General features: G+C 64.9%; 16 protein-coding genes. 6 read left to right on the top strand and 10 right to left on the bottom strand.

All coding sequences use genetic code 11. The features are described from left to right. The first annotated feature begins 214 nt into the window (after positions 1-214). The 4 genes from VT85_RS16800 (at position 215) to VT85_RS16785 (ending at position 5,979) form a co-directional block, all read left to right on the top strand. Positions 215-2,272: a PrkA family serine protein kinase gene (locus VT85_RS16800; protein ID WP_068417762.1), complete on the top strand. Its 2,058-nt coding sequence runs from the start codon at positions 215-217 to the stop codon at positions 2,270-2,272. A gap of 524 nt (positions 2,273-2,796) precedes the next feature. Next, positions 2,797-3,900: a DUF444 family protein gene (locus tag VT85_RS16795; RefSeq protein ID WP_068417759.1), complete on the top strand. Its 1,104-nt coding sequence runs from the start codon at positions 2,797-2,799 to the stop codon at positions 3,898-3,900. Between the two features lie 74 nt (positions 3,901-3,974). Next, the gene (locus VT85_RS16790) at positions 3,975-5,531 is read left to right on the top strand and encodes a SpoVR family protein (protein WP_068417756.1); all 1,557 of its coding nucleotides are present in this window, start codon (positions 3,975-3,977) and stop codon (positions 5,529-5,531) included. Continuing rightward, complete coding sequence (locus tag VT85_RS16785) at positions 5,497-5,979, top strand: hypothetical protein (protein ID WP_068417753.1); 483 nt, start codon at positions 5,497-5,499, stop codon at positions 5,977-5,979. Before VT85_RS16790 ends, VT85_RS16785 begins: the two co-directional genes overlap by 35 nt. A gap of 51 nt (positions 5,980-6,030) precedes the next feature. On the opposite strand, the gene VT85_RS16780 is transcribed toward VT85_RS16785, so the two are convergent. After that, on the bottom strand, positions 6,031-6,318 hold the full coding sequence (locus VT85_RS16780; protein WP_068417750.1) for a hypothetical protein: 288 nt from the start codon (positions 6,316-6,318) through the stop codon (positions 6,031-6,033). 353 nt (positions 6,319-6,671) lie between these two features. Between VT85_RS16780 and VT85_RS16775 the strand changes: the two genes are divergently transcribed. Further along, positions 6,672-9,278 carry a serine/threonine protein kinase gene (locus VT85_RS16775; RefSeq protein ID WP_068417747.1) on the top strand — a complete coding sequence of 869 codons (2,607 nt, stop codon included), beginning with the start codon at positions 6,672-6,674 and terminating at the stop codon, positions 9,276-9,278. A gap of 9 nt (positions 9,279-9,287) precedes the next feature. Here VT85_RS16775 and VT85_RS16770 read toward each other — a convergent pair whose 3' ends face one another. From VT85_RS16770 to VT85_RS16740, 6 genes are all read right to left on the bottom strand, one after another. After that, positions 9,288-9,731 (bottom strand): hypothetical protein, encoded by a 444-nt coding sequence (locus VT85_RS16770; protein ID WP_068422178.1) that lies wholly within the window; start codon positions 9,729-9,731, stop codon positions 9,288-9,290. Between the two features lie 7 nt (positions 9,732-9,738). Further along, the gene (locus tag VT85_RS16765; RefSeq protein WP_068417742.1) at positions 9,739-10,368 is read right to left on the bottom strand and encodes an RNA polymerase sigma factor; all 630 of its coding nucleotides are present in this window, start codon (positions 10,366-10,368) and stop codon (positions 9,739-9,741) included. 143 nt (positions 10,369-10,511) lie between these two features. Next, positions 10,512-11,165, bottom strand: a complete 654-nt coding sequence (locus tag VT85_RS16760; RefSeq protein ID WP_156512906.1) for a hypothetical protein — start codon at positions 11,163-11,165, stop codon at positions 10,512-10,514. A 56-nt stretch (positions 11,166-11,221) separates the two neighbouring features. Further along, positions 11,222-13,120 (bottom strand): serine/threonine-protein kinase, encoded by a 1,899-nt coding sequence (locus VT85_RS16755; protein ID WP_197490811.1) that lies wholly within the window; start codon positions 13,118-13,120, stop codon positions 11,222-11,224. Between the two features lie 132 nt (positions 13,121-13,252). Then, positions 13,253-14,410, bottom strand: a complete 1,158-nt coding sequence (locus tag VT85_RS16750) for an FHA domain-containing protein (protein ID WP_068417733.1) — start codon at positions 14,408-14,410, stop codon at positions 13,253-13,255. A gap of 649 nt (positions 14,411-15,059) precedes the next feature. Continuing rightward, positions 15,060-15,887 carry a hypothetical protein gene (locus VT85_RS16740; protein ID WP_068417727.1) on the bottom strand — a complete coding sequence of 276 codons (828 nt, stop codon included), beginning with the start codon at positions 15,885-15,887 and terminating at the stop codon, positions 15,060-15,062. A 627-nt stretch (positions 15,888-16,514) separates the two neighbouring features. Here VT85_RS16740 and VT85_RS16735 point away from each other — a divergent pair. Then, positions 16,515-17,129, top strand: a complete 615-nt coding sequence (locus VT85_RS16735; protein ID WP_068417724.1) for a CAP domain-containing protein — start codon at positions 16,515-16,517, stop codon at positions 17,127-17,129. Between the two features lie 98 nt (positions 17,130-17,227). Here VT85_RS16735 and VT85_RS16730 read toward each other — a convergent pair whose 3' ends face one another. The 3 genes from VT85_RS16730 to VT85_RS16720 form a co-directional block, all read right to left on the bottom strand. Next, positions 17,228-18,574: a LysM peptidoglycan-binding domain-containing protein gene (locus tag VT85_RS16730; protein WP_156512905.1), complete on the bottom strand. Its 1,347-nt coding sequence runs from the start codon at positions 18,572-18,574 to the stop codon at positions 17,228-17,230. Between the two features lie 688 nt (positions 18,575-19,262). Then, entirely contained in the window at positions 19,263-20,150 is an 888-nt protein-coding gene (locus tag VT85_RS16725) for a hydroxypyruvate isomerase family protein (RefSeq protein ID WP_068417718.1), read from the bottom strand. Positions 20,151-20,204: 54 nt separating this feature from the next. Further along, complete coding sequence (locus VT85_RS16720; RefSeq protein ID WP_068417715.1) at positions 20,205-21,554, bottom strand: Gfo/Idh/MocA family protein; 1,350 nt, start codon at positions 21,552-21,554, stop codon at positions 20,205-20,207. Positions 21,555-21,763 lie beyond the last annotated feature (209 nt).

Raw genomic sequence — 21,763 nt, 5'->3', positions numbered from 1 at the left:
GGCGACCTTCGCGGGGGACTTCGGCCGGCCAAGTCCTCCCCCATCGCCTCGCAGCTGTTGGCAATATGGTCTCGTCTTGATTCGGAGCGGGGCGATGCGCGCCTTCAGGGCTCCGTGACGTTTGAGCAGGCCCCGCTCGCGAGCGACGGCCCGTATCGACTTCCTCTCGGTAGGAACAGAGCCTGAAACATCGACCTTCAGGAGGATCCTCGTCATGTCCGCAGGATCGGATCTCATCTCACTGGTCGCACGGCGTCAGAACCCCGAGGAATACAAGCAACAGCACTGGAGCGGCTCCTTCGCGGAGTACCTCGACCTCGTCCGCCAGGACCCCGCCGTCACGCGAACGGCGTACCAACGGCTCTATGACATGATCATGAGCAAGGGGACCTCGGAGATCGTCGTCAATAAAGAGACGCTCACCCGCTATAAGTTCTTCGACGATCCCGACGAAGGGGGCCAGGATGCGATCTTCGGCCTTGAACGGACGATGATCAGCCTGGTCAACGTCCTCAAGAGCGCCGCGCACGGCTACGGCACGGAGCGTCGCGTACTGCTGCTGCACGGCCCCGTGGGCAGCTCCAAGAGCACGCTGGCGCGACTCCTCAAGAAGGGCATCGAACGCTACTCGCACACCGAGGAGGGCCGCCTCTTCAGCTTCGGGTGGAAGGACGTCGGCCCGGAAGGGGAGCCGACGGTCCAGGATTGCCCGATGCACGAGGAGCCGCTTCACCTCGTCCCGCGCGACGTCCGGGTCGAAGTCCTGGCCCGTCTCCTGGAAGGGAAGACCCACGCCTACGACCTCAATATCGTCGGCGACCTCTGCCCGTTCTGCCGCCAGATGTTCAACGACCGGATGGAACGCTATTCCGGGGACTGGGCCCGCGTCGTCGAAGACGTTCAGGTCCGCCGCCTGATCCTCTCCGAGCAGGACCGCATCGGCATCGGCACGTTCCAGCCGAAAGACGAGAAGAACCAGGACGCTACCGAACTGACCGGCGACATCAACTACCGGAAGATCGCCGAGTACGGCACCGAGAGCGACCCCCGCGCGTTCAATTTCGACGGCGAGTTCAACATCTCCAATCGCGGCATCATCGAGTTCATCGAGGTCCTGAAGCTCGACGTCGCTTTCCTCTACGACCTCCTGGGGGCCAGCCAGGAGCACAAGATCAAGCCCAAGAAGTTCGCGCAGACCGACATCGACGAGGTCATCATCGGGCATACCAACGAGCCCGAGTACAAGAAGCTCCAGTCGAACGAGTTCATGGAAGCCCTTCGCGACCGGACGGTCAAGATCGACGTCCCCTACGTCACCCGGCTCAGCGACGAGATCCAGATCTACGAGAAGGACTACAACGAGCGGAAAGTCCGAGGCAAGCGGTTGGCGCCCCACACCCTCGAGGTCGCCGCCATGTGGGCCGTCCTGACTCGTCTCGAAGAGCCCAAGAACGCCGGCTTGACGCTGATGCAGAAGCTCAAGCTTTACAACGGAAAGACCCTCCCCGGCTTCACCGAGGACAACATCAAGGAACTTCGCGAGGAGTCCGAACGCGAAGGGATGCAGGGGATCAGCCCGCGATACGTGCAGGACAAGATCTCCAACGCGCTCGTCGCCCATCCCACGGAACGGTCGATCAACCCGTTCATGGTCCTCAACGAGCTGGAATCCGGCCTCAAACACCACTCCCTGATCAACAGCGAGGAGACCCGGAAGCATTACCGGCACCTCCTCTCCCTGGTCAAGGAGGAGTACGAGGACATGGTCAAGAACGAGGTCCAGCGCGCCATCGCCGCCGACGAGGACGCCCTGACCCGCCTCTGCGGCAATTACATCGACAACGTGAAGGCGTACACCCAGCGCGAGAAGGTCCGGAACAAGTATACGGGTCAATCCGAGGAGCCCGACGAGCGGCTGATGCGGTCGATCGAGGAGAAGATCGACATCCCGGAGAGCCGCAAGGACGACTTCCGGCGCGAGATCATGAACTACATCGGGGCCCTGTCCCTCGACGGCCGGAAGTTTGACTACCGGACCAACGAGCGGCTTCAGAAGGCCCTGGAACTGAAGCTGTTCCAGGACCAGAAGGACACGATCAAGCTCACGAGCCTGGTCTCCAGCGTGGTCGACAAGGACACTCAGGAAAAGATCGACATCGTGAAGGCCCGCCTGATCCGGAACTACGGATACGACGAGGATTCGGCGACCGACGTGTTGAATTACGTCGCCAGCATCTTCGCCCGCGGCGACGTCAAACGCGGCAGCCATTGATCGAGGCCCCCGACGTCCCAGCCGAGCCGCACCGCCCCACTGGGGCGGTCGGATCGGCGGCCGTCGTGGCCGTCGCTCCTCAGGTCGCGGTTGCCTCGAATCCGCGCGAGGAGCGAGCAGGAAGAGCTTGAAATCCGGGCATGAGGATGTCCTGGGGCCACGCTTGCGGCCTCGGAACTCGGCGAACCGACGGAGCGGCTTGATGATCCAGGTCCCACCGGCCTACAATTTGCCGTCGAGATGCGAGCCTTCCTGATTCGGGAGCCGGATTCGCCGATCGTCGCGATCACAATCCCATCCCGCCTTCGTCGATCTCCGGCCGCGGCATCCCGTCCTCCCCATCCCAGCTTCTCCCGCGAACGTCTAACCTGCTCTTTGCCAAGTGGATTCCGGCGGGCGTTCGACCCCTCCGGAATGTTCGTCGTTTCGCCCGCGCGGGACCGTCGCGGCGGGACGATCGCGTCGCCGAGCGCGGCTCGGGATGCGAATCTACCAACCAGCGAGCGGCGGGGGGACTTTCAGCCGTGGTGCGAAAAATCGATCGCGACGCCAGTCGTTTCAAGCAGATCGTCCGGGGCAAGATCAAGTCCGACCTGCGGAAGTACATCACGCACGGCGAATTGATCGGCAAATCCGGCGGCGAGTTCGTGTCGATCCCGCTCCCCCAGATCGAGATCCCCGAGTTCCGCTACGGCGACAAGAATCGTGGGGGCGTGGGGCAGGGGCCCGGCGACGTCGGCACGCCGATCGGCCGCTCCGACGACGGCGAGTCCGGCCAGGGAGCCGGCGAGGCCCCCGGCCGCCACATTCTGGAAGTCGAGCTGACCCTGGACGACCTGGCGGCGATCCTGGGTGAGGAACTCGCCCTGCCGCGCATCGAGCCCAAGGGGCGTGCGAACATCATCGAGGAGAAGGACAAGTACACCGGAATCCGCCAGGCGGGCCCGGAGAGCCTCCGGCACTTCAAGCGGACGTACAAGAAGGCGTTGAAGCGTCAGATCGCGTCCCGCCAGTACGACCCTCGCGATCCCCTGGTCATCCCGATCCGCGAGGACAAGCTCTACCGCTCGTGGAATCCGATCACCTCTCCCCAGTTCAACGCCGTGGTGCTCTATCTGATGGACGTCTCGGGGTCGATGACCGACGATCAGAAGGAGATCGTGAGGACCGAGGCCTTCTGGATCGACACCTGGCTCAAGAGCCAGTACGACGGCGTGACGACGCGGTACATCATCCACGACGCGGTCGCCCGCGAGGTCGACGAGCACACCTTCTACCACACCCGCGAGAGCGGCGGGACGCGGATCAGCTCGGCCTACAGCCTCGCGAACAAGATCATCGACGAATTCCATTCGCCGATGGACTGGAACATCTACGTGCTGCACTTCTCCGACGGCGACAACTGGGGCGAGGACAACCGCCAGTGCATCGGGCTGCTGCGCGACCAGCTCCTCCCCAAGTGCAACCTGTTCGGCTACGGCCAGGTCGAGAGCCCATACGGCTCCGGCGAGTTCTTTCGCGAGCTGGAGGAGGCCTTCGAGGAGGTCCCGAATCTGGCCCTGTCGGAGATCCGCAACAAGGAAGGCATCTACGACTCGATCAAGGAATTCCTGGGACGCGGACGCTGACCGAAGCCGAATCGCCGCGGCGTGAGGCGGCCGGAATTTTCACCGGCCGGACGAATCGAGGGGGGAACGGAACCATGTCGATCGCCAGCAGCCACGACCTGCCCGCCGACCTGCGGGCCATCCAGCTCGAGACCGAGGGGCACGCCCGCGACTACGGCCTCGACTTTTACGAGACCATTTTCGAAGTCCTCGACTACGACGAGATCTCGGAGATCGCCGCGTTCGGCGGCTTCCCGACCCGCTACCCCCACTGGCGGTTCGGGATGGAGTACCAGCAGCTCTCCAAGGGCTACCGCTACGGGCTCCAGAAGATCTACGAGATGGTCATCAACAACGACCCCTGCTACGCCTACCTCCTGCGATGCAACCAGCTCGTCGATCAGAAGCTCGTCATGGCCCACGTCTACGGCCACAACGACTTCTTCAAGAACAACATCTGGTTCGGCCAAACGAACCGGAAAATGATGGACGAGACGGCGAACCACGGGACGCGCATCCGGTCCTACATGGAACGTTTCGGCGAGGACGAGGTCGAGAGCTTCATCGATTCCTGCCTCTCGCTGGAGAACCTGATCGACGTCTATTCGCCCCACATCAAGCGCCGGGACGCCGTCGATCGGTATGATTTCCAGGGGGCGGGGGACGGCCCCGGAGAGGCGCCGTCGAAATTCCAGAGCAAGTCGTACATGGACGGGTTCATCAACCCCCCTGAAGTCCTGAAGGAGGCCCAGCGCCAGCAAGATGCGGAGCGGCGGAACGCCAAGCCGCTCTCGTTCCCGGAGCAGCCCGAGCGCGACGTTCTGCTGTTCCTGCTGGAACACGCTCCCCTCCAGACGTGGCAGCGCGACGTCCTAGCCATTATCCGGGAGGAGGCGTACTACTTCGCCCCGCAGGGACAGACCAAGATCATGAACGAAGGATGGGCCTCGTTCTGGCACTCCACGATCATGACCCAGAAGATCCTCCACCCTTCCGAACTGCTCGACTACGCCGACCATCACTCGGGGACGATGGCGACCCAACCCGGCCGCCTCAATCCCTACAAGCTGGGGATCGAGCTGCTCAGGGACATCGAGGATCGCTGGAACAAGGGTCAGTTCGGCCCCGAATGGGAGGAGTGCGACGACTACGAGGCCAAACGCCGATGGAACAAGGAGGTGGGACTGGGGCGTGAAAAGATCTTCGAGGTCCGTCGGGTCCACAACGACGTGACGTTCATCGACACCTTCCTGACGCATGACTTCTGCAAGCGCTACCAGCTCTTCAGTTTCAAGCACAACGATCAGAACGATCTCTACGAGATCGAGAGCCGCGAGTTCAAGAAGATCAAGGAGCGGCTCCTCTTCAATCTCACCAACTTCGGCCAGCCGATCATCCGCGTCAGAGACGGCAACTTCCGCAACCGGGGCGAGCTTTACCTCGGCCAGGAGCACTTCGGCGTCGACCTTCGGCTGGACTACGCCCAGGACACCATCCGCCATCTCCACCGCCTCTGGACGCGTCCGGTCCATCTGGAGACGACCGTCGACGGGCGGCCGACCCTTTTGTCGTTCGACGGAACCGATCACTCGATCCGCCCTTTGGGAGGTGTTCCCTATGACGCTGAGCCGAAAGATCGCCGCCGCGCTTGACGAGAACACGAGGGCCTACACCCCGCCGTGCGTCGTTTCAATCCATGACGGGCCGGACCGCATCAATCTTGAGATCACGTCGCTGGACTCGGTGGGAGTCGCCTTCGACGTCCTGGAGTTCGTGGCGTCGGATCGCAAGGAGTGGACTCCCCAGGCCCTCAGCGACTGGGGTGAGACCCTCTCGAAGCGACTCACCTATCTCATGGAGCCGCTGAAAGTGCTCGAAATCGACGGCGGCGGCGGCATCGTGCAGCTCCGCAGTGAGACGCCGACCGCTCGCGGCGATGTCCGCAGCTACTACGAAATCCGTCTCGACCGTGGCGGAACTTGCCGCGTCGAGCGTTACACCATCGATCCCTCCCAGGGCCGTCGGCGGCGAACTCCGTGCCACCTCACCCGCGAGGTCGTCGAACGCCTCGCCGACGACCTCGCCGTGGGCTCGCGTTGACCCAGGGCGTCTCCCGCTCCTCCCTACCATCCCCGTGCGGCCGGCGGCCCCTTAGCGGGCCGGCGGGCCGCCAGAATGAGCGGCGAGATAATCCTCGGGGCGGTCCACGACCGGGCCCTGTTTGAACCCGAGAGCCGGCTGGACGACCTTCGCCGCCACGTGGTAGCCCCCGCAGCGGGTGCAACGATAGACGGTCAAACGACGCGCGCCGAGATCGCGTCCCGTGGCGCGGTTCCAGATTTCCAAGGCCACGAGCTGCCCCTGCGCGCCTAGCTTGTCGAGATGAAAGACGCGGCGACAGGCCGGATCGAAGACGGGGAGGATCATCTGAGGAGACATGACCGCGAAGCTCCTGTGTCGAAGGGTTCCTTCAGCCTCCCTGCGCCAGCGAGCCGAACGAGTGTTCTCGCCATGAAGGGCGAACACGCACCGAAGGCCGCACCCATCAATGCCTCATCGCTTGCGTCAAAGTAACGCTCCGTGGGACAAATGGTGACACGCGACCGGATCGTTGTTCCGGGCGGATCGAGGCGAGGCTTCGTGAGTTGATCTGAGGAGACGGTCGATTCGGAAATGACCGGGCCGAGAGGCTTTCTTGAGGGGGGAGCGACGACGGGTTACATTAGGAGTTGGGCTGAAGGAACGTGCGTCGATTTTTTGCAAACCGTCCCAGCGGCGGTTCAGGATCAGGCATGCTCGATCCGAAGACATCGCAATTCTGGAAGGCGGCGCTCCAGAGCGGCCTCCTCGACGAAGAGGCTCTCGAAAAATGCGGGGAGGCGATTCCCGTCGAGAAACGTGATGCGGTCGAACACCTCGATCGCCGTCTCGGTCGACAGGCCGTCCAGCTGGGATATCTGACGCTGTGGCAGGCCCAGCAGCTTCTGGCCGGTCGGGTCACGGGCTTTCGGGTCGATCGCTACATCCTTCAAAATTTGATCGGCCAGGGGGGGATGGGGCGGGTCTATCTCGCGAAGGATACGCGATTGGCCCGCCAGGTGGCGCTGAAGATCCTCTCACCAGAGCGGATGAACAATCCTCGGGCCATCGCCCGTTTCCAGCGTGAAGCCAAGGTCGGCGCCCAACTCCAGCACGAGAACCTCGTCCGGCTTTATGACTTCGGGGAATCGCAGGGCCGCCATTTCCTCGTGATGGAATATATCGAGGGCCGAAGCCTCGGTTTCTTCATCGCCACAGAGGGCAGGATACCCCCCGCACTCGCCGCCAGGTTCGGTCGACAGGTGGCGCTCGGATTGGATCACGCGCACCGGAAAGGGCTGATCCATCGCGACGTGAACCCCTACAACATCATCGTGACGCAGGAAGGCGTCGCGAAGCTCGCCGACATGGGCCTCGCCATCGACCTGGCCGACGAAGGGCAGGTGACTCGCGACGGCGCCACGGTCGGCACGTTCGATTACGTCGCCCCGGAACAAGCGCGCCACTCACACGCCGCCGGCATCCGGAGCGACATCTACTCGCTGGGTTGCAGCCTCTACCATATGATCTCTGGCCAGGTGCCATTCCCGTATCCGAGCCTCACCGAGAAACTCTTCGCCCACCAGTCCCAGGAAGCCGAGTCCCTGGCCTCCATCGCCCCGGACACCCCTCCCGGTCTTGTCGAGATCGTCCGCAAGATGATGCGGAAACTCCCCGATGAGCGATTCCAGGAGCCTCTCGAAGTGGCCATGGCGCTCCGTCAGTTCGCCGAGAAGACCTCGGGAGAGCGGGAGCCGGTCCTGGCCGGGGGGCTGATGACGGAGGCCGAGACTGCGGAGCGACCGGACGCCGCGCAGCCCGACATGGCGATGAGCTCGACTAGCGGCGGGGAACGGGGCCTGGAGCCGTCCGGGGAGTTCTCTCTGCGAGTCGACATCGGCCCGGAACCGTCCCTCACCGAGTCGACTCGCAGTCCGAGGGCGTGGTTCGGAGGATCTGGGACGCCACCGGCCTCCTCGGGTGGTAGTTCCACCAAGGTCCAGTCGGATTCGGCTTCGAATTCCTCGGGCTGGAGCTTCGCGGAGGCCGCCAGCAGCAATCGCCGTCGATGGCTCAAGGCGGGGGGGCTTCTGATTGCGATCGGCCTGATCGTTGGGGGCGTGGAGTATCTAAGGCGACGCCCCGTGTCTCAGATCGACGCCGATTCGGCGCGGGAGGGCTCAGCATCGACCGGCGGTAAAGCCTCGCCGACTGGACGGGGACGGACCGGGATCGAGTGGGGGAAGTCGTCGATCGCCGTGCTAGGGATTGATGGTAAGGCTCAGACTGCACCGGAGCTCCTGCGCGCGATGGAATCGGCGCTCGGAGGGAAAGGGATCGTGGTCTTCAAGGGCGGAGAGCCGATCGAGTTCAAGGTGGACGGCGGCTTTTCGCTCACGGGTCGAGGCACCTTGCAACTCCAGGGAGAGGAGGGAGCGCAGACCGTTTTGAAGATCGATCTGAACGGGAAGAAGCCTTTCCTCTCACTCGGCTCCAGCGTGAACCTGGTGCTGAAGGATCTGACTATTGAAGTCCGCAGAACCTCAGAGGCGGGCAAGCAAGACGCTCCTCCCCCCTTGATTCTGGCCGCTGGAAAGGCCGAGATCGAGCGTTGTTCGTTCCGGACCGCTCCCGCGGTCGGATACTCAGGCTCGTGCGCCGTCCAGGCCGTGGGAGGCGCGTTGACGATCAGCCATTGTTGGTTCGAAGGTTTCCAGACCGGCGTCGAGGTTCGAGCGCTGGCCGGGGCCTCGCACGTCATCCGGCAATCGATGTTCGTCCCAGGCGGTACGCCTACCGAGGCCATCAAGGCGGGAAGACCCGTCCGGACGGGCTGGGCCGGAAAGGTTCAATTCGAGGGGGGCGGGGCCCGAGGGGGAGCGAGGTCGATCCGCCTCGAACATTGCACGGTCGTCGGCGAAGGATTTCTGAGGCTGGTCGGCTTTTCGGATCTATCGAAGCTCGTCACGGAGGTCGTCTCGTGCGCCTTCAAGGGGGACCGCCTCCTCGACTGGCAGCCCACTCCCGCCGAGGCCCCCCCCTCGCGAGACGCCCTGATCTGGAAGGGGATCGAGAATCAGTACGACGTGGCCGGCGACTCCTGGATCTCGGGGCCGGAGAGCGCACCGTCCGTGACCGGTCTCGACGACTGGTCCGCTCGTTTCGCGGAGACGCAACCGATCCGCTCCGCGGTCCAATTCACGATGGAATCCGTGACGCCCGATGGGCGACTCACGCCGCGCGCCTACTCGCTTGTACGTCCGGCGTCGACCGCTCCCGGGGCGAATCCCGCCGAGGTGGGACCTCGCCTCAGAAATTGAAGCGGACCCTCAGGCTTCGTCTCCGAGCAGGTGTTCGCTCGACTTCAGGATTCGCTGATGGCGCGTCCTCGACCCATCGGAGCCGGAGTTCGAGCGGCTCTGGGCCTCCAGGTCGGAGAGGTTGGCCTGGCAGATTGGACACTCGACGACTTCGAGATGGAACTGGAAATACGCCCCAAGCTCGGGATCCAGTGCGTCGAGAACATAACTGCCAAGTTGCTGGCGGGTCGGGCAGGTCAGCCGGGATCGCCTCCAGATCGCTCCCAGGGAGTGGAGCTGGAAATCCTCGCGGTCGGCGCGCACGTCCTCCAGCCGGGCCCGGAGCGTGGCTGATTCGCGGAGAGCCTTCTCAACGCGCGCCATCTGATCGGGGGGGAGTTCATCTGACAGATAGGCCCGCAGGGCCGACTCGTCGATGGGCGCGGGGCCTGGAATTGAAGCTTCGGGGGTCATCACGCCGTCACCCTTCATTCAGGTCGTCGAGGCTCATCCCCGCGCGACGGGCCATATCCTTGAGCCGGGCGATCGTCTGGAATTTGTAGCTGGCCACGGCCTGTTCGGTCAGACCGAGCTTGCGGGCGACGTCCTTGTTCGGCCAACCCTTCACGATCAGCAATTCCATGCAGCGGATCCGGTCGAAGTCGCCGCGCCCGAGCCATTCGCGGACGAGCCTCCCCATCGATTCGCTGAGGAGGAGTTCCTCCTCACGACGGCGCTCGCCGCTGCGGGCGATGCTTGACGCGGCGCGGCCTCCCCCGGGGACTTCATCGAGAGGCCGACCGTGGTCGTCGGAGCCGAACTGGTCGATCGGTCGTCGTCCCTGCTTCCGCAGATGGTCGGTCAGCTTGTGGGCGGCGATCGAGAAGAGGTAGGCCTCGATGTCGCGCTTCTCGTCGTAGTGGGGAAGGCTGGTGAGGAAACCGATGAAGGTCTCCTGAACCACGTCCTCGCTCGCGGCGCGATCGCGGAGCCGACTGTCCACGAAGGCCAGCAGCCGGCCTTCGAACCGCTCGATGAGTTGCCGCCAGGCCAAGGAGTTGCCCGATCGGACCTGTCGAACCAGCAAAGCGTCGGAATCGGACGTCGCCATCGGTGGAGGTGTCTCGCCTGGAGGTCGCTCGGTTGCCGCCGATCCGCGCAGGGCCTCTGCGGATTTTAACTCCGCCGACTGGGCCTTGGCTATCGAAACCCATCCGGATGAACGGGGAAGCTCGCCACCCGCAGGAATTCCGGTCAGGTCAGCATCTGATAGATCAGGACGCCGGACGCCCCCACGGCGGCGGCGGCGGCCAGGCGGAGCCGATTCGTGTAGTAGCCCTTCGTCGCTTCGTCTGCCCGGATATACCCGGACGTGGCGGCGAGGCAGACCAGCAGGAATCCGAAGACCCCTCCTAGCTTCACGATCCGCTGCTGGACGACGTGGCTTCGATAAGCCTCGACGAGGCGCTCACGACGGGGAGCCGAGAAGTCCGTCTCCAGGTTCGCGGTATAGACCGTCCCGTACGGCTTCTCCTCGGGCGTCACGCGCGTCTCGACGACCAGCTCGTTGAGCAGGTGCCCCGGGGGCCGCCACGACATCGGGACCTGCGGATCGAGCCAGGACCGCACCTCGTCCTCAAGCTGGCGGTGGGCGTCGGCCTTAGCCCGTTCCTCGGTCGCCGACACCTGGCCGACGACCTGGCGCACGGTCTCGCCGACGTTCGAGCCGGCCGGGGCGATAGTCCTCGTTTCGGCCGTCCGGTTCCCGATCCAGGCGTTCACCTCGCGCCGAGCCCGATCGACGGAGCGGCCGTCGTGCAGCCGCTCCACGCGGACAGTGAAGACGAACGTCGCCAGCAACATGGCGGCCAGACCGAGGAGGAACAAGAGCTTCATTAGACGTATCATGGCGATGCATCCCTATCCGACTTCGGGGCTGGACGATGGACCGATGCGGCCGGGACTCACGCCGCCCGGGTCCGGTCCCCGGATTTCTCGAGGGCTCGTACGTACTCGGCGTAACGCGCGGCCCGTTCGCTCCACGGGCTGACGAGTTGCACGGCGGCGACGACGATCGCCGCAATCGCGGGGCCTTCCGCGGGGTGATGATCCCAGAGCGGGACGAGGGCGGCGGCGAGCACGAGAGTCCAGGCGAACGGGGTGAGGCGGAAACGCTTCTTGCGATCGCGGGCGGACGGTCCAGGCCATCCCGAGGTCCCGGCGTAGAGAGCCCCGAAATAAACCGGCGCGAGCGCCGCCATCCGGGGTTCCAGCATGAGGCCTCGTGCCAGCAGGTACGCGGCGCCGCCCACTCCCACGCCGACGAACGCCGCCGTCATGCGGCGGCTGACGGCGTCGACCTTGCGGGCCTCCAGAACCTTGTTCAGGAGCAGGGCCGCCCACGTCGCCAGCAGCGCCGTGCCGTAGAGGAAAACGATCCGCGTGGTCTCTCGAGCGGGGTCGACGCCGAGGGCGGCGGCCGCGGGCAGGACCAACATGGCGACCAGGAGAGCGGCCCAGATCATCGAGGCGGTCACCTCGGCGATGCACGCTCGGCCGGTCGGAGTTTGTGGAGGCTCGGGAGGCTGGTGGGCCGGTCGGGCTCCGCGAGCCGCTCCCAGGCCCGGATCGTCGACGGCCCGCCTGACGAAGCCGGCGGCTCGGGAGGGAGCGCGGGGCGCCCGTCGGGCTTTCGCGTCCCGCATCCGTCGCCAATCGGCTGCGATCCGGCTCGGGATCGAGGCCGTCCGCCCCGGCGGGACGGTGTCCGGACCGATGTAGAAGACAGGCTCCTCGTCCTCGATACGATGGATCTCCTCGGCCGACGGTGCGGAGGGACGAACCGTCGCCCCGGCTCCCCTGGTCCCGATGATGCGGATCTCGGGAGTCTTTGGGGCGTCGGCGGGGAGCAGCAGGTCATAGATCCGCGAGGGTCGCTGGTTCGGATCCTTGGCCAGCGCCCGCGAGACGATCTTGCGATACTCCTCGGGAAGCACGGAAACGTCGGGGCGGGCGGTGAGATGCTTCATGAGGATCTCGTTGACGGTCTCGCCGTCGAACGGTACGCGGCCCACCAGCATCTCGTAGAGGATGACGCCGACGGCATAGACGTCGATCGGTTTGTTGTACTTGCCGGAGCCGATCTCCGGGGCCATGTAGTGACAGGTGCCGATGCTCTCGGAGTGTTCGCTGCCGTGGCTGGCGGTGATCAGCTTGGCCAGGCCGTAATCGCCGATCTTGACCACGCCCTCTTCCATGAAGAGGTTCGCCGGCTTGAGGTCGCGGTGGACGACGCCGTGGTCGTGGAGGTAGGCGACGCCTTCGACCAGCCCTCTGAGCCAGTGACGCACCTCGTCGGCGGGGAGGCCATCCGGATTTTCGCGAAGCACCTGAGCCAGGCTCGGTCCCGCGACGTATTCCATGACGACGAACGCGTCGCCCGCCTCGTTGGACTTCAGGTCGAAGATCGTCAGGAGGTTCGGATGCTTGAGGTTCATGCACTGCACGACGCCCCGACGCTCCACGTCGAGATTGCGCAGGATGAGCTTCAAGGCGACTTCTCGACCCGAGTCCGAGGTCGCGTAATAGACCTCGCCGAATCCTCCCCGGCCGACGGCTCGCTTGATGGTGTAGCCTTCGAGCGGGCGGTCGCCGGAGCCGAAGGCGTAACGGCCTCCAGGCTGTCGCATGGTCGTGGATTCAGACATGAGGACGTTTCCCGTCGGCTTTCCGGAGAAGAAGCCCGACGCCTCTTCTTCGTGATAAATGACCGTCTCGTCGAGCTGTTCGTCGACCCGGTTTGCGGCCGTCACGCCCATCGGTTGCTCCGCTCCAGGTTCCGGTAGCTGTTCGCGTCGAGCCACGGGGAATTCCTTCCGGCCCATCGTCAGTTCGCCGGGGGTGAGGGAATGTTGGGCCGCGGCCTGGGATTTCCCCGCCTTCTCGGGGTCCACCCGGGTCGTTGCGGCGCGGACCGATCGGGACACGCTCTTGGATCAGACCGAACTCGGACTCAAGGGCTCGAGGCTGAACGAGAAGCCCTCGCCCAGCACGCTGGACGTCATCGCGAGCTGAGCCCGCGACATGCAGGGGCGGCCGTCGACCTCGAAGCCTCCCTTGGCCCGGCACCAGAGCGAGTCCCCCTGGCGATAGAGGACCACGGGGTCCCGGAGCGTCGATGCTGAGATGTGCGCCTGGCTTTCGGGGCCGACGATGCAGGTCTCGGCCATGAGCAGTACGCCGTCGACCGCGATCGGGAGGCGATGCCGGCTGACGATCGCGAGCCGGGCCGTGGCGCTGAACGGACTTGGTTGGCGGAACTCCAGCTCGACCGTCGAGCCCAGGCGGATCACGTCGCCGCTCCGGAGGACGGTCGGCTCGATCACGCGTCGGCCGTTGACGTACGACTCCTGATGTGGTTCCAGCAGGTAGCTCTCGCTCCCCCGGACGAGCGTGGCGTGGTTTCGCGACACGTCTCCCATCAAGGGGACGTCCGCTGGGCTGTCCGCGCCGGCACGGCCCAGAACGACGCGGTCATCCAGGCAGACGAGGAAGCCGCCGACGGCGTCCGCCCAGAGCAGAAAACGGCCCTTCGGCCCCACCGCCGAGGCGCGGGCCAGCGGGCGATCGGGTTCGGCGTCGTGGCGGCGGCCGGGAGCCGCGGGCTTCAGCATCGGGAAGACGCGGCCCTCGCCGTGTCTTCGCGTCGGCGGCTCCTCGGCAGAACGACCCTGGCCCTCCGACGCCGAGGCGTCGCGGACGATCCGCGCGGGCTCGGCGGTGCGGCGCGCCCATTGCGAGCCGCTTGAGGGGCCGATGGCGGCGATCCGCTGCCAGGCGTTCGCACGCGCCTGGCGGGCCGCTGGGTGATCGGGAATGGTGACCACCACGGCCTCGGCGGCGGCCAGGATCCTGGGCCAGTCGCCCCCGGACAGGGCAGTGTAAAGTTCCTCGACCAAAGGCGACGCCGATTTCTGGCGGACCTCGAGGTCGCGTCGAGCCGTGGCGACCGCATTCTGGACGGCGATCGCTCCCGCCCCCGCCGCGAGTCGCTCGGCGCGGTCGAAGTGTTCGTGGGCGTGGCCGAATTCGCCGCGGCGGGCTTCGGTCGTCGCCTGTCGCCAGGCGTCGGCGATCTCCCGAAAGCGTCGCAAGGAAGGCCCGCCGATTTTGTCTCGGGCCAGGGTCTCGATACGGTCGAGCGCCCGTATCGGCTCGCCCACTTCCAGGTCGCCGCGGATCTCGTCGGCGACGAGGTCGGCCAGGCCGAGCCGGGCGGCGGCCAGTGAGTCGGGGGGCTCCGAGTCGTTCGGCCAGACGAAGGTCGTCGACCGCGCCGGAGAGGTCGTCGGACGAGGCTCGGCGGGTCGCCCGGGCGATCAGCTCCAGGCCTAACCGACCTCGAAACTGCACAGCCTGGTTATGGTCGGCGACTTCGGGTCGGCCGGCCAGGGCGAAAGCTTCCTCGTACCGTCCGCCCCGCGCGGCCTCCTCGGCCTGTCGCAGCACGATTCGCCAATGCCCCATCATGGTTGATTCGCCGCCCGGAGTGACCATGGGGTTCTCGCTCTCCGCACATCTTACGCTGGATATCTGACGCCGCTCAACCCGTCGAGCGAGGCGTCGTGAGGGCCGAGGTCCGTCCTTCGCCTGACGCGCGGGCGGCAATGCGGGGGGCGGGGCGGGGAGGCCGTAATCGCCGGCCGGCCCATCGTCGCGATCCGACAACTGGAAGAAGCCGTCCGACCGCCGCGTTTCCGGGCGGCCGGACGGCCCTTGGGGGTCTACCGTTCGCGGTGGTCCTTAGAGGCTCTTCCCGCCGGTCTTGACCTCGGGACTGGGGCTGGACGCGGGGGTGAACTCAGCGTCGATCTCCTGGACGACGTCGCGGGAGGGGTTGACCTCGACGGGCACCCCGGATTCGGCGTAGCGGCCTTCCATCTCGGCCTTGCGAGCCATCACCTCGAGCTTCTTCTCCAGGTCGGCGACCGTCTCCCGAGCGTGGGACAGGGCCCCGCCGTCGAGCTGGAATTCGTTCGACGTCTGGGTCGCTTCGATCTGACGGAGGCGGGCCTCGATCTCGTCGAGCTTGGTGGTCAGGGTCTTCTTCTGGGCCATCATCGTGACCAGTTGCTTGCGGAAGGCCACGATCTCGCTCTGCTTGGCCTTGATCGTCGATTCCTTGGCTTCCAGGATCTTCTTCACGTTGTTGTACGAGTCGTAGCGACGGGCCAGGTCGTTCTTGACCTCGTCCTCGGTGTAGGCGACCCGGCTGTGGCCGGCGAGGCGGTAGTCGCCCGTCTTGAGGCTCTCGCGAAGGGTGAGCATCGCCGTCTTCTCGGTGTCCATGTTCGCCCGGATGGCGACGACTTCCTTATCCAGGTGCTCGACGTCGACCTCGGCGCGGGCGAGCTTTTCGATGTTCTCGCGGATCGCCGGCTCAAGGCTGGAGATCTCCTCGCGGGCCCGATCGATGTCGAAGGGGAGGGGCACCATGCTCTTGGCGTCTCGCCTCACCTTGTGGAACGCGGTCTTCACGTAGCTGGGGGCGTGCGTGCCGAACACCAGGAACAGCGTCCCGGCTCCAAGGGCCGCACCAAGCACCGACTTCTTGACCAATGAGCAGGCCATGCTGAATCTCCTGAATCCCGGGAACCTGGGTGTTCGTCCGCGTCCGATTCTGCGTCCACGAACCTGATCGGCGGGGCCTCCGAGTCGAGTCGGCCCGCCATACACAGGTAATTCGACGCGCCCGGGGGATTATTGGGCCTCGGTCTTTTCCGGAAGGAGAACCAGACGATTCTGCCGGTGGACGACTCCGAGTCGCGACGATTCGAACGCTCCGGCAGTCTGGACGAAGGTTGTTCGCTGGAGAGTAAAGCTTTCAAGCGATCCTTCATCGGCATTGTAACTTTTCACCCGCCGGGCATCCCGAGACGCTTCGGATTCGCCCTACGACCGCCACGATCGATTCGATCGCAACCCGAATCACCGCAATCACCTACAGCGAGGATTCGGCACGGCAGTTGCCATAAGAGAGGCCGTACTCGGAAGCGGCCGGCGTCGCACCTGCGGCGGATTCAAACGGCCCAGCCATACCGCCTCGCTCGCATCGAATTCCTCCGGCTCATCCGACGCTCGGCGACTTCGCTCTCCCTCAGCGGTCACGGCTTTCGCATCCCTTGGGACGCGGGGCTGGGAGCCGAAGCGCCTCCGGTGCGCCTTATCGAGACTACATCCAGAGAAAAGGCAAAATAGATGACGAAGCTCCAGACCCCCTGGATCCTGATGCTCGCCCTCGTCGCCGCCCCCGCCTCGGCCTCGGCTCAGGAAGAGTCGGAGGGGCCGATCTCCCGTCTGGTGGCACGGTTCCGCCAGCCTTCGCACCAGCACCAACATCAGCACGTCCACGCACAGCCGGCCGTTCCGGCTTACGGCCACACCTACGCTCAGGCTGAACCTGCGGCCGTCCAGGAAGTCCAGTACGCCGCGCCCGATGCGGCTCCGGTCGCCGCGCAGGTCGCCCAGCAGGAGACCCTGGCTTACGACTACGCGGGGGGATGCGATCCTTACGGCTTCATGCACGTCCTCAACCGCATCCGCGCCTCCGCGGGCCTCCATCCTCTGGCCTACGACGCGGACCTTTCGTCCTGGGCGCAGCAGAACAACGCAGAGCAGTGCCGGCGAGGTCTGGGCCACCATGTGAACCCTGCCGGCATCCAGAACTGCGCCTACAATTACAGCGACGCGGATTCGACCGCCGCCGGATGGATGAACTCCCCGGGCCATCGAGACAACATGCTCTCGCCTGCGGCCACCCGCTTCGGGATCGCGTTCGGTCCCGGGCCCTACTGGACGCTCAACGCTCGTTGACTGGCTCGACCTGGGACCAAACACCAACAGGCTCTCCTCCGTCGATGGGAGGGAGCCTGTTTTGAATTGAGTCGACCCTGGGACGGGTCGACCCGACCTTAGGGGGCGGGCGACGCGACCGGGGCGGGCAGGATCAGTCGTTGGCCGACCCGAGCACGTCCCTCGGGAGTCAACACATTCTGATTCAAGGCGATGATGTCGAGAGCCTTCCGTTCATCGCCGCATTTCTCACGGGCGATGATTCGGAGCGTATCCTCGGGCCGGACGACATGAACGGCGAACCCGCCAGCCGGCGAAGCTTCAGGAGCAGTCGACGACTGCTTCTCAACATACGAAGCGTGATCGACTTCGGGATCGCGAGGTGGCTCGGTTCGCTCCAGGCGAGGCAAAACGACCGCGTTCGGCGACTGGGCCATGACCATCTTGGGATCGAGGTCTCCAAGGCCGGGAACGAGAATCAGCTTTCCGGGAGTGAGAGCGTCCGGCCAGGCTACTCGGTCGCGATTCGCCCACCAGAGGGCCCAGGCGTAACGCGAATCGCCATAGTAACGCCCTGCGAGGGCCTCGAAGGTTTCCCCGTCGGCCGCGACGTGGCGTTGGGGAGCCGACTTCACAGCATCTTGCGAGATATGTACGGCGCGCGAGACCTGCGAGTCGCGGTCGGGTCGAAAGGCGTGCGACTCCGGGCCTGGGGCGGGCCAGGGCGAATGAAACGCACCGAGGATCGGCGTCGCACCGCTGGCCAGCTCGTTGATCCGGGAGCCGGCGGACAGGGAGAGATCATCTCCCATGCTCTGCGCGGACGAGTCCGGCGTCTGTTGCAGGCTGGACTTTCCTTCGCGCCTCACCAGAGCCGACGCGGACGTGACTCTCTGAGCGTTCGGTGAATTCGCACTGACTCGCAGGGGATCCGGGTCCTCGTGCGGTCCACCAACGCCCAGGAGTCGGCCGATCGCGGCCAGTCGTGGAAACTCCATCTTCGCGCGGCGGGACATGGGAGGAGCATCCGCGACTCGGCTGGCGGGATGTCGTGTCGTGGCGTTGGCGGAGGCGATGACGAGATTGGGGGCGTTCGGCGTTTGAGGTCGGGACAGGGCCAACCCGCCTTGCGAGCCGGTGACGACGATCGAGGACTGTCCGTCCTGATCTTTCGAGGAGACGATGTGGATCACACCATCGACTTTCTCGACCACGCTCACGAGTTTGAGTAATTCCGCGATCGTGACCTGCTCGAAATCGACGGTGATCGTGCCGTGCACCTTCGAATCCGCGACGTCCAGAGGCTGCACCGGCTTTCGGTCTGCTTCGACGTCGGTCGATGTCGAGCGAGCGCTTTCGACCGGCTCTCCCGCGAAGGTCGAGAGACCGACGCCCATCCCGAGCCAAAGCCCCAGGAAGAGGGAGAGCGATCCCCAGCGCGGTGGTCGTCCATGAGTCCGGTTCAAGGTTTCGTCCTCGCCGATTTGGGCCTAACCCCAGCCCACCCCCCGGCCGATCCGGTCGGAGCGTCGAGCCCTCGATGATGCCGGTCGTCCACCGTCGCAAGGACGACGATCCGACAGCCGCACGGCCTTGTGCGATCTCGGCTGTTAACTCACTTTTCGGCATCGTCGAGGGCGAACTTAAGGATTGCGACCGTCGCGAGGGTTCGGTGACCTGAACCGATAGGCCGATTGGGAAGGTTCCGTTGGTCGGCCCGGTTCGATTTTTGATTAACTTGACCGATCGCCGCGTGCGATCTATGGTTTGAGTAGAAAGGTCGGGATGCGATTACGAGACGCATCTCGCCCCGCAGCTCTGGCTTCTCCCGCATTCTCTTTCAGACGCATGCGATGCAGCCGCCTCGAAGACGACACGAATCGCCGAACAAGCATGATCACCGAGTCAGGACCCGGCTGGCTTTGATCACTCTATCGAAAAGGCCTGCTATTCCGAACCGATAGGGATCTGAAGTCATGCGAGGGTAAGCGGGTGGAGGAGTTTCGACTCCTCCACCCGTTTTTTTACGCGCCGGTCGGGCTGGAGAAGGCCGTGAAGCCGGCCTGATGCCCCTGATCGGGTGCGTGCGGCGTTCCCCCTCCGAGAAGGGGGGGAAGGTGGTCGAGCGATTCGGGAGATCCAAGGGGCGGTTTTTCAGACGATGCAGAGTTCGACGGCCTCGGCCAGACTGGTCAGAGGGTCGCGTACGGGGATGAACTCGTGCGCGAAAAACACCTCGTCCTTGGTGTCGGCGATGGCGCGGGCGATCGCCTTGTAGTTGAGCTCCTGAGAGTCGTCGATCTCATGGCGACCCGGATTTCCGCCGGTGTGGTAGTGGCCAAACGCGGCGTGGTCCTTCTCGATGGTGCGGATGACGTCACCTTCCATGATCTGCATGTGGTAGATGTCGTACAGCAGCTTGAAGTTGTCCGAGCCGACCCGCTTGACCAGTTCGACGCCCCACTTGGTGTTGTCGCACATGTAGTCGGCGTGGTCGACCTTGCTGTTGAGCAGCTCCATGTTCAGGACGATGCCGGCCTTCTCGGCTACCGGGACGATCTCCTTCAGCGCCTGGACGCAGTTGTCCATCCCGACCTTGTCGTCGATTCCTCGCCGGTTCCCCGAGAAGCAGATGACGTTGCGCCAGCCCTCCTTCGAGGTCGCCTCGATCGCCGCGTTCATCATTTCAAGCGACTTCTTGTGGAATTTGGGCTCGCAGAGGCCGTCCGTCAGAGGATGCGAGCCGACCATCGTGCAGATGAGTCCATGCTTTTTGATGGTCTCGAAGTCGGGGGGAGTGAGCAAGTCGATCCCGACGAGCCCCATCCGCTTGGCGGCGGAGCAGAGTTCGTCGAGCGAGATCTTGCCGTAGCACCAGCGGCAGACAGACTGCTTTAAACGACCTTCGGCGGCCGACCTGGGCGCGGCCGCGGCGAACGCTGAGGTGGGGGATGCACCAAGGGTCGCGCCGGCCGCGACGGCGGCCGTGGCCGCCCGGAACAAGTCGCGACGCGTGTTTTCCGGCCCTGAGGAGAGAGGCATTTTCGGGTCCTCGAATGGGGGAGATCGTGGGAAGTCGGCTCGCCGAGGTCCGGGTCAGACCGAGGCGGCCGAGGGGTGGGTCCAGGGATCGCGATAGGGTCGCTGGAGGAACTTGTTAGCCTCATCGTCGCCGACGATCCGATGGTTCTCGGCGTCCCAGGCCAGCGATCGGCCCAGTTTCTGGGACATGTTGGCAAGAATGCAAGCGGTCGTCGAATGGTATCCCTGCTCGATATCCGCGACCGGCTTGCTCCGATTGGCGATCGCCGAGAGGAAGTCGAGCATGTGGTAGCGGACCGCCGGCGCCACCTGGCGTTCCAGATCCTTCTCGGTCTTGTCGACGGGGTACTGCTCCAACTCCATGGTCACGTCGCGATGGATGGACGGACCCTGGTTGGGGATGAAGTCGTATCCGTTGATGCTGAACTTGAGAGTCCCCTTGTCGCCGTAGAGTGTGCCGCCCCATGGATATTGCGGGTCGGGCGAGGATCCCCAGGTCCGATGCTGCCAGACGACGTCGAGGCCGTCGAACTCGAACGTGGCGACCTGCGTGTCGGTCGTGTTGCTGGACCCGCCCTTGCCCATCACGATCCCTCCCGCGGAGGAAACCGTGCGCGGCGCGCCCAGGTCGAGCATCCAGCGTACGGTGTCGAGCATGTGGATGCACATGTCGCCGATGATCCCGTTGCTGAACTCCATGTACCCTCGCCATCCGCGCGGGTGGATGCTGGGGTTGTAGCCCCTCATGGGCGCGGGGCCCACGAACATCTCCCAGTCGAGGTAGTCCGGGGGAGGGCCCTCCGGAGGCGATCCATTTCCTCTCATGTGATAATAACAATAGATCTCGGCGAAGCCGATTTTCCCAAGCTTCCCGGACTTGACGATCTCGTCTCGAGCTTCGATCAGGTGCGGCGTGCTTCGCCTCTGGGTTCCGACCTGCACGACGCGCCCGTGCTTCCTGGCCGCGCGAAGCATCGCGGTCCCCTCGGCGATGTCGACGCTGATCGGCTTCTGGACGTAGACGTCGGCCCCGGCCTCGACGGCCGCGATCATCGGCAGGGCGTGCCAGTGGTCGGGCGTGGCGACCAGGACGATGTCCAGGTCCTTCTCCTTGAGCATCTCGCGATAGTCGCCGTAGGTGCGGGGCTTCTTCCCCGACGCCTGCCGCCCCGCGACGATGTCGGCCGCCTCGGCCAGCATCCGCTTGTCGACGTCGGCCATCGAGACGACCTCGACCGGGGCTACCTGGATCAGCCGCAGGAGATCGACCTTGCCGTACCAGCCCGGCCCCACGATCCCCACCCGCTTGACCGCCTGATCGGCGGCTTCTTCGGCCTTCGCTCGGAAGGCGGAAGGAAGCGCAAGGCCCATCGCACCCGATCTCAGAAACCCACGACGATCCATGATACGACCTCTCTCGACGTTTCCACGGAAGGCTTGTCGTCGCTCACTCCCCCACTGTATTCCGTCGCCCCGCACTTCGCGAGAGGCTAGGCGGGAGCCGACGCGGCGGGATGCCACCCGGCTCCGACCTTGCCAGCGGGCATGTCATCCCGATCCCGCGACGGGATTTCCAACGGGTCGAAGGACGTGGTCTCGCTCCATTCGCCTCG

It is taken from the genome of Planctomyces sp. SH-PL62 (assembly GCF_001610895.1).
In the GTDB taxonomy this organism is placed as follows: Bacteria; Planctomycetota; Planctomycetia; order Isosphaerales; family Isosphaeraceae; genus Paludisphaera.
Note: the sequence above shows the minus strand (reverse complement) of the source record. Positions and strands in the feature narration are given on the sequence as shown.

What these genes read in the sequence shown, in the direction of transcription:
- VT85_RS16765 (WP_068417742.1), bottom strand. Translation starts at nt 10,368, where the DNA reads ATGGCGACGTCCGATTCCGACGCTTTGCTGGTTCGACAGGTCCGATCG.
- VT85_RS16790 (WP_068417756.1), top strand. Translation starts at nt 3,975, where the DNA reads ATGTCGATCGCCAGCAGCCACGACCTGCCCGCCGACCTGCGGGCCATC.
- VT85_RS16720 (WP_068417715.1), bottom strand. Translation starts at nt 21,554, where the DNA reads ATGGATCGTCGTGGGTTTCTGAGATCGGGTGCGATGGGCCTTGCGCTT.
- VT85_RS16760 (WP_156512906.1), bottom strand. Translation starts at nt 11,165, where the DNA reads ATGATACGTCTAATGAAGCTCTTGTTCCTCCTCGGTCTGGCCGCCATG.
- VT85_RS16775 (WP_068417747.1), top strand. Translation starts at nt 6,672, where the DNA reads ATGCTCGATCCGAAGACATCGCAATTCTGGAAGGCGGCGCTCCAGAGC.
- VT85_RS16740 (WP_068417727.1), bottom strand. Translation starts at nt 15,887, where the DNA reads ATGGCCTGCTCATTGGTCAAGAAGTCGGTGCTTGGTGCGGCCCTTGGA.
- VT85_RS16770 (WP_068422178.1), bottom strand. Translation starts at nt 9,731, where the DNA reads ATGACCCCCGAAGCTTCAATTCCAGGCCCCGCGCCCATCGACGAGTCG.
- VT85_RS16800 (WP_068417762.1), top strand. Translation starts at nt 215, where the DNA reads ATGTCCGCAGGATCGGATCTCATCTCACTGGTCGCACGGCGTCAGAAC.
- VT85_RS16780 (WP_068417750.1), bottom strand. Translation starts at nt 6,318, where the DNA reads ATGTCTCCTCAGATGATCCTCCCCGTCTTCGATCCGGCCTGTCGCCGC.
- VT85_RS16725 (WP_068417718.1), bottom strand. Translation starts at nt 20,150, where the DNA reads ATGCCTCTCTCCTCAGGGCCGGAAAACACGCGTCGCGACTTGTTCCGG.
- VT85_RS16735 (WP_068417724.1), top strand. Translation starts at nt 16,515, where the DNA reads ATGACGAAGCTCCAGACCCCCTGGATCCTGATGCTCGCCCTCGTCGCC.
- VT85_RS16785 (WP_068417753.1), top strand. Translation starts at nt 5,497, where the DNA reads ATGACGCTGAGCCGAAAGATCGCCGCCGCGCTTGACGAGAACACGAGG.